The sequence below is a fragment of the Flexilinea flocculi genome, from assembly GCF_001192795.1.
GTDB lineage: Bacteria > Chloroflexota > Anaerolineae > Anaerolineales > Anaerolineaceae > Flexilinea > Flexilinea flocculi.
Genome location: NZ_DF968181.1, coordinates 1914350 through 1928007 on the forward strand (window position 1 = coordinate 1914350; position 13658 = coordinate 1928007).

Sequence of the window (13658 nt, forward strand, 5' to 3'; positions counted from 1 at the left end):
CTATCCAAATAGTTTGCGAACCTTTTCGAGAAAATTATCTTTTCCCTCAATTTCGTTAAAAGGAATCATATCTCCTTCAACTCTTGCAGCAAGATTCAGGAAAGCTCTTCCTGCCTTGGATTTTCCTTCGAAAGCAATCGGAGAACCTTTATTGGTACTGATAATAACATTTTCATCTTCTGGGATTAATCCAATCAGATCAATCGCCAGAAGCTCATTCACATCATTCTGTGTCAACATATCCCCGCGATTTACCATCGCCGAATTAATACGATTGATAATAAGACTAGCCGGGCCTTTTTCCTCTGCTTCAATCAATCCGATAATTCGATCGGCATCTCGGACTGCAGATACTTCAGGATTGGTAACCACAAATATCTGGTCTGCCGGGGCAATTGCATTCTTAAATCCCTGTTCTATCCCTGCCGGGGAATCAATCAAAACATAATCAAACTCAGATTTAATTTCTTCACACAAACGAATCATAGCTTCCGGTGTTATAGAATTCTTATCTCTTGTTTGGGAAGCTGGTACAAGAAACAGATCAGGAAGCCTTTTATCTCGAATCATCGCCTGTTTTAATCGGCAGCGACCTTCCACAACATCGACGATATCATAAACAATTCGATTTTCGAGGCCTAAGATAACATCCATGTTTCTTAAGCCGATATCGCCATCAATACAAACGACTTTTTTCCCGCGAAGTCCCAAACCGACAGCAAGATTGACAGTAACCGTCGTTTTTCCTACACCACCTTTTCCCGAAGTAATCGTTATCGTTTTTCCTGTCATATTTCTCCTAAGATTTTATGTTGTCAGCAACAATTTCGCCATTCTGGATTTTCAGAATCAGCGGTGCAGATCCGTTTGAATTTTGTGATTGCTTTGTAAAAATCCGCATAATCCCTGCGATGGAAATCTGCGAGTTTTCAATGAAAAGAGCTCCTACAACAGCCTGTTCGTTACCATTGGCGCCAGCTGTAATTTTCCCTTTAATTTTTCCCCAGACAAAAACACTTCCGCAGCTGATAATTTCTGCACCAGGATTCACATCCCCTACGATTACGATACTCTCTTCTTTTTCAATACGTATGCCTGACCGGACATTTTTTTGAACCAGGAATGCACTGCCTTCATTTGGATTCAAAGCATCAGGTTTCTTCCCTTTTTTTATCCGCTTCTGGGGCATTGAGATATCCAACCCTAAAGATTTTGCATTTTTCTGAGTAATTTCGGAAAAAGATAATAATCCTCTCATTCGAATTTCAAAAGAACCGAATAAATCCCGCAGATCAGCAATTTCTGAAACTCTCAAATCCCTTGATGCAACATCAATGTATACATCTGCCCCTTTGAAAAAAGTGGATTGCGAATTGATTCTTTCCTTAATGTCTGAGCAAACAACTTCCCACTCTCCATCCGGAAGTATCAGCATCAATCCTTCATTGATACCTTTTACAATAAGTTGGTTTGTATGATTTTCCATTTTATTAATAGCTCAAACGAGATAAATCAAGATTTGCTTTCCCATTAAGAAAGGAGTTTTTTATCCAAAATTGAACACCAAAGCATACAGATTGAAAAAAAATTCCATCACAATTATAACCACGAATCAAAAAATAAACCTTTTCCTGAAATCTCGCCAGCAATTCGAATCATGGGAATGATTCTTTGTTGTTGTGATGGCTTTGCGCTTCGCGCAAAGCCATCACAACAACAAGTTTTTCCTTTTTAATCAAATAACAAGTTAATGTTTCAAATTACTGAAATTGTGCAGCCACTCGGAAAATAATAAACCTTTCAAGAAGGTGGGGGAAAACTGAATCCCTGTCATCATTCAAAGTGCTGATTTCCTGAAATTATCGAACAAATTCATAAAATGAATTTTACATTCAACCCTATCCACCGGCTTTTTCAGCATCATACTCCTTTAACAGAAAATAATTATCAATAATCCTGCGGACTGGATAGCCAGCCATGAATGCCCCTTCTTTTCCGTTATACATAAATGCAACGACCGCGATCTCCGGATCATCATAAGGCGCGTAGGCAACAGTCCAGGCATGAGCTGGCCAAGCGCCAAACCTGCAGATACCTTTCTGCGTAGCAATATCATCACAATATTCTGCGGTTCCTGTCTTTGCGGATGTTTGGTGACTGTCTCCTGCAAAAGCTTGCTCACCAGTACCCCCGGGCTGAGTGACAAGCCGCAATCCTTGTCGGGTTAATTCGATAACCTTTGGATCGACGGTTTTATATTCTCCAGTCTCCACGCCATCTTCATCGTAAACCATAATTTTCGGATCTTTTGTGATATCCCATAGAATCTGTGGCGTGAATGGCAAAACGACGTTGCTGCGTTCATCGAGAACTTCTCGAATAATCGTTGGTTTTATATGAATTCCGCGATTTGCAACAGTCACAAAGGAGCCTAATACTTGGAGTGGAGATGCTGTGATATATCCCTGCCCCATTGACGCCAGATATGTATCGCCAGTTGCCCATGATTCACCCTGATTGACACGTTTCCAGGTTTTCGTGGGAATTAATCCATCTTCTTCACCATCCAGCTCGATTCCAGAATATTCGCCATACCCTAACGCATGTGCATATTGTCCTAATCGATCAATGCCCAAACCCTCCGGTACTTCATTCTGATAACCACCGCCAACTTTATTGAAATAGATATTACAGGACCAGGCAAGCGCATGAATATAATCCACTTGTCCATGTCCAGTTCTTAAATGGCAGACATATTCCTGTTGTGAACCTGGATCATTTGGCGAAAAGCTTTGAGTCACAAAAATATGACCTGGACAATGCACATAATAATCTGGAGCAACGACTTTTTCGTTGATTGAGCCGATTCCCGTGACGATTTTAAAGACAGACCCGGGGGGTTGTGCAACCTGGATGGCATGATTCATCAATGGTTTTGACAGGTCCATCGAAAGCTGCTGATAATAGTAAGCGGGTATATAACGCGTCATTCGGTTATTATCATAGGTTGGCTCTGAAACCATAGCCAAAATTTCTCCGGTTTTTGGATTCATCGCAATGGCTGCGCCATCGTACGTTATCGGTCCAGTGACACTGATATTATTATAAAAATTCATCGTGTCAAGCAAGGCCGCTCTTGCTACTTGCTGTAAACGAACATCGATCGTCAATTTTATGTTATAACCTGGAACGGGTTCCTTAGGAGGTTCAAGATCTCGCAGTTCCAGACCGGCAACATCGACTTCCACAACGCGTCTTCCATTCTTTCCAGACAAAATATCCTGTAACGAGGATTCTACACCCCCATAGCCATATTTATCCTTGTCAAGAATAAATCCTCTTTCTTCCATCTCATCGGAAATTAAATCAGGAATCGGACCTAAAAAACCGATGATTTCTGAGGTATCATAGCCTGTTGGATATTCGCGGATAGAATTGACACGGACACTGACTCCGGGCATTTCTGAGGACAGCTCCTGTATCTCCATAGCAGTTTTTTCGTCAACATCACATTTGATACCAGTTTGTTTATAAGGTGACAATGAACTGGCAATAAAAACTGTCTGTGTAATGCCAAAATCCGGTGAACATTCACTATACAATCGTACCGTTTCATCATTGATCTCACCTTTATTTACCGGTACGTCAATTAAAGCGGAAAGTTTTCGATAGATATTTTGAATATCACCTTCATCCTCAGGTAATTCCGCCGGGGTTATCACAATGTCATACGTCGGAACATTTCTTGCTAAAACTACACCATTTCGGTCATAGATAATTCCACGTGTTGTCTGTTCTTTTACAACAGAAATTCTGTTCTCATCAGCAAGTTCCAAATAATAATCGCCATTAATAATCTGGATTGAAAACAACTTGTAAATGTAAAAAAGCATAATTCCCAGAAAGACGATATAAAAAACCACCAGCCGTTTATTTGAAAAATCCAGTTTAGTATTTTTTTGATGATCGATCATGATTCATTACTCCGAAGATATAACGTATCCGCAATATCATTCATAATCGCAAAAACAGGAATTGCAAGGATTAAATTCAAAATCAATGATGGAATTGTGATTTGTGTAATCATAAGTTTAAAATTGATTTTTACATTCCCGAAATAAAGGGAACCAATTGAAAAGGCAGTATTTAAAATCGTTCCAAAAATTGTAAGAAACAACATTAAGATCACCGGCATTTGCCATACTCTTTTTTTTAGAAACAAGATAAACAGCCATAAAATTCCGTAAATGATAAAATATCCGTACATCGGGAGAGCTGAAATATAGGTCATTAATAACGCAGCAAATAGAAACCAGAACCATGAATATCGTGTCGATGAATGCAGCGCCCAGGCAATAATAATCAGCATCATCAAATCAGCAGATCCATGCAAAATCTGTATATGACTGAAAAGTGTTGTTTCTGCGATGGAACAAAGAATTAAAATCGGGAAAGAAATGATCAGCTCCCACATAGGTTTGTGTTTCTATTTCACTCCAGCGGCGCGATATTGGATGGACGAAAATTCGCTACAACCAGAACTGCCTGAAGGTTCTGGAAATCTTCCGCCGGTTGGACCGCAGCAGATTGAAAAAGCTCGTTTTCCAGTTTGTTTACATTCAACACTTGCCCGATGACTACTTCGGAAGGATATCTGCCCCCTACTCCGGAGGTCTGAATAATCTGTCCAGCTTGTAATTCTGCTTCCTGAGAAACCATTTCAATGGTAATGTCAGCAGTTACTGAGCCAGTGATAATTCCCTCAGCACCAGCTTCTTCGATAATAGCATTCACCTGTGATTTTGCATCTGTAATTAATTGAACACGTGCCGCGGAAGCTGTGACAGCATCAATTCTGCCGACCAGCCCTTTTTCTGTCACCACCGGCATATTATACATCACTCCATCATCAGTACCTTTATCGATCAACACATATTGAAGGAAAGGACTTGGATCCTTGCCGATGACAGCAGCTGCAATATAAGTTTCCTCAGGTCTTCCTCTGGCAAAACCGAGCAGCGCATAGAGAATATCCGCTTCTTTTAAGTCCTGCTCAAGTTGGATAATTTTTTTTTGTAATAATGATACAGTATCTTGCAATTGCTGATTTTCCTGTCTCAGACTGATGACATCGCGAGGAACTGTGATGAATTCATAGATAACCTGGACTCTTTCTGAAAACCAGGTTTGTAATTCAATGACGGGATCAATAAATTGATTGAGTATTGTTGTCAGAAATCCGCTTAATGCTAAAAGAATGATCCCGATTACAAAGATAAAAACAGTCAGCTTACGCCAATTTTCTGAAAATCGTCTTTTCATTCCTTTATTATATCAACTCAAAATATCAGCCCGAAGGCAGTAATTCGAAAAGTGAAAAGAATTACAAATTTTCGTACTTGATTCGAAAAGTCGATCTGTATTTGGAATTACTATCCAAATAGATAAATTATGAATAATTTCAAATACAGAAAGAATTATTTATTATGGTGTTGGTTTTGCACAAAGCGTAAAACTAACACCATAATAAATTTTCGTTTTTGTAAATCATTCAGAACTGCGGATTTCTATGAGGATATATGATTTCTTATTTCACAAAAAATTGAGCCAAGACTTTATCACTTATCGAATGGATTTTTATTATACTTATCGTCTACTGCTGAATCGATCCAGACTAGCCGTAAATTGATTAATCGTCGCGGGATGCTCCAATATCATACCAGCGCCTCTTGCGACGCATGTCATCGGATCTTCAGCAACCCAAACCCGAATATTGACTTCATCATTCAGTCGTTCAGCTATTCCTAAAATTTGGGATCCTCCCCCTGAAAGGCAGATTCCAGTTTCGATCAGATCTGCAACAATCTCCGGCGGAGCTTCATCAATTGCATCCTTAACCGTGTCGACGATCACCTGAATCGAGTTGGAAATTGCATCCCGAATTTCAACGCTCGAAACTTCAATCGCTTCCGGCAAACCTGTCACAAGATTCCTGCCCCGAATTACCATTGTCTTTTCAGTCGGTAATGGATGAGCAGATCCGATCGAAATTTTTGTCTGTTCTGCCATTCTCTCGCCGATAAACAGGTTATAACGGTTGCGAATGTAATTCATAATATCCTGATCAATCTCATCTCCGGCTACACGAAGTGAACGGGACACAACGATTTCATTCATGGATAAAATTGCTACTTCGGTTGTTCCTCCACCAATATCAACGACCATCGTGCCACGGATCTCATTAATCGGCAGCCCAATTCCGATGGCAGTTGCCTTTGGCTCTTCAATCAGGTAAATCTCACGCGCACCTGCAGCCATCGCAGCATCATAGACGGCTCTGCGTTCGACATCCGTTGCTCCACATGGAATGCCGATCACCACACGTGGACGAGGAAAGGGGGCAACGGTTTGTTGATGGGCACGTCCGATAAAGTATCCAAGCATCGCTTTCGTAATCTCGAATTCCGCAATCACACCATCTTTCATCGGCCTGACAACGAGAAGGTTAGCTGGTGTTCTCCCAACCATTTCTTTCGCTTGCGCACCAATAGCAACAGGCCGTCTTGTTCGTTTTTCTACAGCGACCCATGACGGCTCATTAATTACAATTCCTTTGCCTTTTACATATACTAGCGTGTTTGCTGTTCCCAGATCGATACCAATATCCAACGAGAACAGTCCCATCAGCCAGTTTAAAGGATTAAATGCCAAATGATTACTCCAGATTTGTAATAGTCGTTTCGCAGGTAACAGCTTAAGAAATTTGAAAAAATTTATTCAATTTTTTTTAGCATCCGTTACTTTACAAAACAAGCATCAGATTTTACACCAAATTTCGAATTACATCACCCTTATGACAAGAATTCGTCAATTCGAAAAAACAACCTATCTTTCGAATCCAGCTATTTATAATTCTTCCCATATAACGAATTGCTACAAAAAAATCACTTCATGCGGATTTTATCATCAGTCCGCGGAGACAATTCGTCCAATAATAATTTGAAATTATTATACAAATTACTGTTTGATTATACCAAAGACGATATTGAAATCGATAAATACGGATAAATTCGAGTAATTTGAAATTTGGGTAACAGCGATTCAAAATATGGACTTTCTTTTCAAAAACTACAGAGAAAGTATATTGTTGTGTTGTTTTTGCACATTGTGTAAAAACAACGCAATATATAATTATTTCCAAATTTGGAATTGTTGGATAAATTCGAGCCATTTAAATAAGTGAGAAGATTTTTGTTATGTGATTTTTGTACTCCAAGCAAAATAACACTTCAATAATATTTCTCTTTTTTCCAGTAAAATTCTCGAATTTTCAGTAGAATTCTTGTCAACAAGTCACTCCGATTTCTATATTAGAAATCGAATTCCGATTATAAATTTCAAATGTCCAAAAAATCATCATTTCTTCCCTGGCTTTTATCGATATGAAACTCTGCCTATATAATCAAAGAAAAACTGGATGATTTCAAAGAAAGAGTAACCAAGCCAAACATGCTCCTGAAACGAATTCTAAAAATTTGGATTAATTATCTCAAAAGCCAGTTAGTATTGATGGTTTTCATCGGTGTAATAACATATATTGTTGGAAAAATGGTTGGATTATCGGACACTTTGGTACTGTCAATTGTTGCAGGAGTAGGAGAAGGAATTGTGCAGATCGGTCCCATTGCCGCCACAATACCCGCTGTTGTTATTGCCTATATCAAAGGCTCATCCGTTCTTTCCGTCGAGAACTGGTTATTTGCATTAATTATTATTGCCATCTATATTCTGATACAAATGTTCGAAAATTATATACTGAAGCCAAAAATTGTCGGTGATGCCGTTAATATGCATCCGATTCTGTCTTTAGTCGGAATGACAATTTTCGGCATACTGCTGGGTATCCCCGGTTTAATTTTTGCAATTCCCGTTATGGCGACAGCCCGTGAAATAATTCATTACCTTTTCTATGAAGAAAGAAAATAAATTGGATCGCAAAAATTTTTTGCACATTTCTAATTGTCGGATTTTAATGGAATCAAAAAAAGTGCAGGCAGATCATGGAAAAATTGATAGAATGTGTCCCAAACTTTTCGGAAGGAACGAATCCCAATATTATTAAAACAATTGCTGACGCAATGATCAACGCTGATGATTCAGTAAAAATGATCAATATTCATTCAGATAAGGACCATAATCGATCTGTATTTACACTCATTGGTTCACCTCAGTCCATCCAAGCGGCTGCATTTCGAGGAATAGAAAAAGCGGCAGCTTGTATCAATCTCAATAACCACATCGGAACACATCCGCGCATTGGTGCGGCAGATGTCATTCCATTTATTCCGCTTCGAAACACCAGCATGGAAGACTGTATAAAAGTAGCCCGTGATGTAGGGAAACGGGTTGGTGAAGAACTGAACATACCGGTATTCCTTTACGGCCAAGCTGCAATTTGTCAGGATCATTCAAATCTTTCGGATATCCGAAGAGGAGAATATGAAAAATTACGATTACTGATTGGTACTGATCGAGCACACACACCAGATTATGGTCCATTGTATATTGGACAGGCAGGCGCGTCCGCGATTGGGGCGAGAGATATACTGATCGCATTTAATATTTATTTGGATACAACAGATCTTCATTACGCAAAAATAATTGCGAAAAGTATCAGAGAATCATCCGGCGGACTGCCATATGTGAAAGCGCTTGGAATGTTGGTCAACAATAAAGCTCAGGTTTCCATGAATTTAATGAACTATCGGAAGACTTCAATTCAAACCGTTTTCACGCGGGTGAAAGAATTAGCTGAAGACTATGGAATCAGACTACATCATTCCGAATTAGTCGGTTGTCTTCCGTTGGAAGCTATGGACGGCATCCATACAGAAGATATCCTACTTTTTGACTTTAGCCAGGATCGAATTCTTGAAAACCATTTTTCAGGTTAATCTTGAAAAATGGTTTTGAGATTTACCGCCCGATCGAATCCTCACGCCAGCCCCAAATATAATAGGGGGCATCCGGTCCTGTATTAAACAGCAGATCTAAAATGGATACATGATGTTCAAAAGGCTGAAAAAGTTGCCGATATTCGGGATAATCCGAATAATCTTTCCAAATCAATTGAATACCGGCATTTTGATAATCCTCAGCATGAATATAGCTCTTCGCTGCCGGTCCCGAAACATATACCTCTGCTCCGGTTGATTGAATTAAAGAGAGTAATTTTTGATGGCCGGATCCCGATGAAGCAAAATTTTTACTGTTGTCAAATCTGGTTGAAATTTTCAGAAAATCCGATGAGATTTTTTTTATTAAAAATTGATTAATTGCGGATATCGTTTCCCATTTTGATTCCAGATAAACAAATTCTAAAAACTCCTGATAATACCGAAAATAGGGCGCTTTTGCATAGGAAGTTAGCAACGATTGATAATGCTTCATCTGCCAGCGATTCGGAACGATGACAGCCTGATCAATACTGTCTTCCAAACTGGCTGATACTGGTACCGTCAACCATTGAACACCAGTTTGTGTATAAATACGATTTCGATTGCGCCAATCATTCTTTGTGTACTGAACCTCATCATAAAAAAGGAACAGATCCACATCATGGATAATATCAAAATATCCTTTCCATGGAATATAGTTCGATTGAAGTACAGCTAATTTCATAATATTGGATTTCGATTTTTGTAAAATTGCCAAATCGATTCGACGACTTTGTTGATATCCTCAGATTGCAATCCGTAATACAGAGGCAGCCGCAGCAATCGCTCGCTTTCTTTTGTTGTGTACACATCATCGCCATTGAACCGCCCGAATCTCAAACCTGCTTTGGCTGAATGCAACGGGATATAATGAAAAACGGTCTCAATTTCGTGTTCTTTCATATATCGGATCAAAGCATCGCGCTCTGTGATGTCGCTTGTTTTGATATAAAACATATGCGCATTATGAACACAATCCTTTGGAATAAAGGGGATTTGAATTTTTCGTTGCTCATATAATGGATATAACTTTTCATAATAAAAATTCCAGCTCTTTAAACGATTCTCATTAATTTCATCCGCTTTGCTAAGCTGCCCAAATAAATAAGCTGCGTTCAATTCACTCGGTAAGAATGATGAACCCAAATCCACCCAGGTGTACTTATCCACCTGACCTCTCCAAAATTGGCTGCGATTTGTTCCTTTTTCCCGCAATATTTCAGCTCGCTCTACATAATCCTGATTTTGAATAAGAAGTGCTCCGCCCTCTCCCATGCTGTAATTTTTCGTTTCATGAAAGCTGTAACAGCCAAAATCTCCCATCGCACCAAGCGCTTTCCCCTGATAGGTAGACATGACTCCTTGTGCTGCATCTTCTACAACAAGAAGGTGATATCTTTTCGCAATGTCCAAAATTACATCCATCTCACAACTGATTCCAGCATAATGCATGGGAACAATGGCGCGTGTTTTCGCAGTGATCGCATTTTCAATGAGTTTTTCATTAATATTCATCGTATCCGGCCGAATATCAACAAAAACAATCTTGGCACCTCTCAGCACAAATGCATTTGCTGTTGAAACAAAGGTATAAGAAGACATAATCACTTCATCTTCCGGCTTGATATCACATAACAATGCGGCCATTTCCAACGCACTGGTGCAAGAAGTGGTGAGCAACGCTTTTGATGTGCCTGTTTTTTCTTCAATCCAATTGTTGCAACGTTTTGTAAATTGACCATCACCACATATTTTATGATTCTGGATTACTTCATGAATGTAAATTTCTTCATTTCCATAATAAGGAGGAACATTAAATGAAATCATCATCCTGCCTCTCTCAATAATTTTTAAATGCAGCTATTATTGTATATTATTTTCCAATATTCGGGCTGAAAAACAGCGATTCTATTTATTCAAAGGGGAAAAATAGATCGTTGTTGCCATGTTCTTACACGGAGCGCAATAAAACATCAGATTTTCGATGTTTACTCAAGACACTTTTTCCGATCTCGAAAGGCAGATATCTGCTGCGGATTCTGTTTTCTTTATATAATTAGTTTTTAAATACTCACTATTTATCAATACGTTACAGGAAATCACAATGTCATCATTTATCGAAAAAGATTTGTTCCCGTTATCTACAGAACTTCGTCCAGATGGATCAATTACAATTGCCGGTTCCAGTTTAAAAAAATTGGCAAAAGATTTTGGATCACCGCTCTATCTTTATGATAGTGAAACGATTCGTGCAAATATTCAAAAACTGAAAAACGCTTTTTCAACGTTTTATCCTGGAAATTTCGCAATTGCTTATGCTTCAAAAGCTTATTTAAGCCGCAAATTTGCTGAAAAAATAGCAAAGCAAGATATTGAGCTGGATGTAGTGAGTATGGCTGAACTTCTGATCGCTCTAAAAGCCGGTTTTTCACCAAAACAGATCCATTTTCATGGAAACAACAAAACGACCGAAGAAATTCAAAAAGCGATTGACTGCAACATTCATGCTTTGGTGATCGACAACATGGATGAATTATTGTATGCAGAAAAAATCGCAGCATCGAAGAATAAGTGCGTAAAAATCTGGCTTCGAATCACCCCGGATATCCATGTTAAAACACATCCTCACATCGAAACCTCTGCAGCTGAAAGTAAATTTGGATTTCATGTAACAACCGGTGAAGCCAAAGCAGGAATTCAATACGCCTTAAAATCACATTTTTTCGAATTGACCGGTCTCCATTGCCATTTGGGAAGTCAGATCTTTGATCCCCTTCCATATCGGATAACCATTCAAATGTTATATGACTTAGCTTCAGAATGTGGTTATGTCCCTTCGGAATTAAGCCCTGGCGGCGGTTGGGGTGTTCCATATTCGACGGAAGATCCAGTGGCTGATCCAAATGATTGGATTGAACATATCAGTTCCGCTGTTATAGAACAATGCCGCCAAAAACAAATGCCGCTGCCAAAAATTGTCATCGAACCGGGGAGATGGCTGGTTGCAAAAGCCGGCGTTTCCATTTATCAAATCGGATCTCAAAAATCGACACCGAATGGTCTGCGGATCATCGCTATCAATGGCGGTATGTCTGATAATCCACGAAATGCCTTGTATCAGGCAAAATATACTGCCGTAATTAATGGGAAAATTGCTTCAAATGAAGTTTTTCCATCGCGAATCGTCGGCAAATTCTGCGAATCGGGAGATACGCTAATTGATCAAGTTTATCTCCCTGAGGCAGAGCGAGATGATCTTTTAATCATCCCCGTATCTGGTGCATATCAGCTCAGCATGGCATCCAATTACAATCTTGCACCGCGGCCTGCTGTACTATGGTTGGAAAGTGGCGGTATTTATGAACTTCTGCAATATCGTGAAAATCCAGAGGAAAGCTCTTGGTGGGCATAATGTAATCTTAATTGTATGACAATTAAATGACGATCAGGAAAATTGTCATAGAAGAATTTGTCCTACAATTAAAAAATCCTGAGTTATACTTGATATGCCAGTTGATAATTCAGAAAATCTAATAGGTTAAATTTATTGTTCGATAGGAAACATCAGCAAGGAGAGACTATGAAAAAACATAATTTCAATGCAGGACCCGCAATTTTACCAGATTACACCATTGAAAAAAGCATCGAAGCAATTAAAGATTTAAATGGAAGCGGTTTATCACTTTTGACAATTTCTCACCGCTCAAAAGATTTTGACGCAATCATGGACGGAGCTGTTGCTGCGACGAAAAGACTGCTCGATATTCCAGAAGGTTATTCGGTGATCTTCCTTGGCGGCGGCGCAAGTACTCAGTTTTATACCATTCCCTATAATTTCCTTGGCACAAAAGCTGCTTATCTGGACACCGGTACGTGGGCTTTAGGCGGCATTAAAGAAGCGAAGTTATATGGTGAGGTCGAGGTTGTGGCATCATCCAAGGATAAGAATTATTCATATATTCCTAAAGGTTATAAAATTCCTACGGATGTAGATTATTTCGAAATCTGTTGCAACAACACGATTGAAGGCACAGAAATCCGTGAAGATTGGGATGTTTCGGTTCCTTTTATCGCTGACATGTCATCCGATATTTTCAGCCGCCCGGTTGATGTTTCAAAATATTCTCTCATTTTTGCTGGCGCCCAGAAAAACTTTGCTCCTGCAGGCGTTACCATGGTCATTATCAAGGACGCTTTCCTGGAAAAAGTGGTTCGACCGGTGCCGACAATGGCTGATTACCGTGTTCATGTTTCCAAGAATTCCATGTTTAACACACCCCCCGTTTTTCCGATTTTTGCTGCTCTAAAGACAATGGAATGGATTGAAATGTCAGGCGGTGTCAAAGAAATGGAAAAACGTGCTATCGACAGATCTGAAAAAGTATATGCTGAACTCGAAAGAAATAAATTCTTCGTACCAACTGTCGAAGATCCAGCTGACCGTTCCAGAATGAACATTACATTCCTGTTGAAACCGGAATATGCAGAATTGGAAACCGCTTTTCTTGATTTAGCAAAAGCGCGCGGTCTGGTTGGAATCAAAGGACACCGCTCTGTCGGCGGATTCCGCGCATCCTGTTACAACGCACTCCCGATGGAGAGCGTCGATGCACTGGTCGCCACTTTACAGGAATTTGAAAAATCGAATTAGTTTGCAGGGAG

Annotated in this window: 12 protein-coding genes; 4 read left to right on the top strand and 8 right to left on the bottom strand. The window is 39.5% G+C overall.

Annotated features, from left to right (window positions below):
- From minD to mreB, 6 genes are all read right to left on the bottom strand, one after another.
- Entirely contained in the window at positions 1 to 792 is a 792-nt protein-coding gene (gene minD / locus ATC1_RS12920; RefSeq protein ID WP_062283022.1) for a septum site-determining protein MinD, read from the bottom strand.
- 7 nt (positions 793 to 799) lie between these two features.
- Positions 800 to 1486 (bottom strand): septum site-determining protein MinC, encoded by a 687-nt coding sequence (gene minC / locus ATC1_RS12925; RefSeq protein ID WP_062283029.1) that lies wholly within the window; start codon positions 1484 to 1486, stop codon positions 800 to 802.
- A gap of 412 nt (positions 1487 to 1898) precedes the next feature.
- Positions 1899 to 3974: a penicillin-binding protein 2 gene (gene mrdA / locus ATC1_RS12930; protein WP_062283032.1), complete on the bottom strand. Its 2076-nt coding sequence runs from the start codon at positions 3972 to 3974 to the stop codon at positions 1899 to 1901.
- The gene (locus tag ATC1_RS12935) at positions 3971 to 4474 is read right to left on the bottom strand and encodes a restriction endonuclease subunit S domain-containing protein (RefSeq protein ID WP_062283034.1); all 504 of its coding nucleotides are present in this window, start codon (positions 4472 to 4474) and stop codon (positions 3971 to 3973) included. The genes mrdA and ATC1_RS12935 overlap by 4 nt, the downstream gene beginning before the upstream one ends.
- A gap of 17 nt (positions 4475 to 4491) precedes the next feature.
- Positions 4492 to 5322 (bottom strand): rod shape-determining protein MreC, encoded by an 831-nt coding sequence (mreC, locus tag ATC1_RS12940; protein WP_062283037.1) that lies wholly within the window; start codon positions 5320 to 5322, stop codon positions 4492 to 4494.
- Positions 5323 to 5646: 324 nt separating this feature from the next.
- Positions 5647 to 6711, bottom strand: coding sequence for a rod shape-determining protein (mreB, locus tag ATC1_RS12945; protein ID WP_082174800.1), 1065 nt, complete (start codon positions 6709 to 6711; stop codon positions 5647 to 5649).
- Positions 6712 to 7509: 798 nt separating this feature from the next.
- Here mreB and ATC1_RS12950 point away from each other — a divergent pair.
- The gene (locus ATC1_RS12950; RefSeq protein WP_062283041.1) at positions 7510 to 7986 is read left to right on the top strand and encodes an AI-2E family transporter; all 477 of its coding nucleotides are present in this window, start codon (positions 7510 to 7512) and stop codon (positions 7984 to 7986) included.
- Between the two features lie 74 nt (positions 7987 to 8060).
- The gene (ftcD, locus tag ATC1_RS12955; RefSeq protein WP_062283044.1) at positions 8061 to 8954 is read left to right on the top strand and encodes a glutamate formimidoyltransferase; all 894 of its coding nucleotides are present in this window, start codon (positions 8061 to 8063) and stop codon (positions 8952 to 8954) included.
- 22 nt (positions 8955 to 8976) lie between these two features.
- On the opposite strand, the gene ATC1_RS12960 is transcribed toward ftcD, so the two are convergent.
- Together ATC1_RS12960 and rffA are read right to left on the bottom strand one after the other, a co-directional pair.
- Positions 8977 to 9681 (bottom strand): WbqC family protein, encoded by a 705-nt coding sequence (locus ATC1_RS12960; RefSeq protein WP_062284153.1) that lies wholly within the window; start codon positions 9679 to 9681, stop codon positions 8977 to 8979.
- Positions 9678 to 10823, bottom strand: a complete 1146-nt coding sequence (rffA, locus tag ATC1_RS12965; RefSeq protein WP_062284150.1) for a dTDP-4-amino-4,6-dideoxygalactose transaminase — start codon at positions 10821 to 10823, stop codon at positions 9678 to 9680. Before rffA ends, ATC1_RS12960 begins: the two co-directional genes overlap by 4 nt.
- Positions 10824 to 11100: 277 nt before the next feature.
- Between rffA and lysA the strand changes: the two genes are divergently transcribed.
- Positions 11101 to 12408 (top strand): diaminopimelate decarboxylase, encoded by a 1308-nt coding sequence (gene lysA / locus ATC1_RS12970; protein ID WP_062283047.1) that lies wholly within the window; start codon positions 11101 to 11103, stop codon positions 12406 to 12408.
- Positions 12409 to 12576: 168 nt separating this feature from the next.
- Positions 12577 to 13647, top strand: coding sequence for a 3-phosphoserine/phosphohydroxythreonine transaminase (gene serC / locus ATC1_RS12975; protein ID WP_062283052.1), 1071 nt, complete (start codon positions 12577 to 12579; stop codon positions 13645 to 13647).
- Positions 13648 to 13658 lie beyond the last annotated feature (11 nt).

Excerpts from the sequence above, each read along its gene's own strand:
- minD (WP_062283022.1), bottom strand. The coding sequence starts at position 792 with ATGACAGGAAAAACGATAACGATTACTTCGGGAAAAGGTGGTGTAGGA.
- minC (WP_062283029.1), bottom strand. The coding sequence starts at position 1,486 with ATGGAAAATCATACAAACCAACTTATTGTAAAAGGTATCAATGAAGGA.
- mrdA (WP_062283032.1), bottom strand. The coding sequence starts at position 3,974 with ATGATCGATCATCAAAAAAATACTAAACTGGATTTTTCAAATAAACGG.
- ATC1_RS12935 (WP_062283034.1), bottom strand. The coding sequence starts at position 4,474 with ATGTGGGAGCTGATCATTTCTTTCCCGATTTTAATTCTTTGTTCCATC.
- mreC (WP_062283037.1), bottom strand. The coding sequence starts at position 5,322 with ATGAAAAGACGATTTTCAGAAAATTGGCGTAAGCTGACTGTTTTTATC.
- ATC1_RS12950 (WP_062283041.1), top strand. The coding sequence starts at position 7,510 with ATGCTCCTGAAACGAATTCTAAAAATTTGGATTAATTATCTCAAAAGC.
- ftcD (WP_062283044.1), top strand. The coding sequence starts at position 8,061 with ATGGAAAAATTGATAGAATGTGTCCCAAACTTTTCGGAAGGAACGAAT.
- ATC1_RS12960 (WP_062284153.1), bottom strand. The coding sequence starts at position 9,681 with ATGAAATTAGCTGTACTTCAATCGAACTATATTCCATGGAAAGGATAT.
- rffA (WP_062284150.1), bottom strand. The coding sequence starts at position 10,823 with ATGATTTCATTTAATGTTCCTCCTTATTATGGAAATGAAGAAATTTAC.
- lysA (WP_062283047.1), top strand. The coding sequence starts at position 11,101 with ATGTCATCATTTATCGAAAAAGATTTGTTCCCGTTATCTACAGAACTT.
- serC (WP_062283052.1), top strand. The coding sequence starts at position 12,577 with ATGAAAAAACATAATTTCAATGCAGGACCCGCAATTTTACCAGATTAC.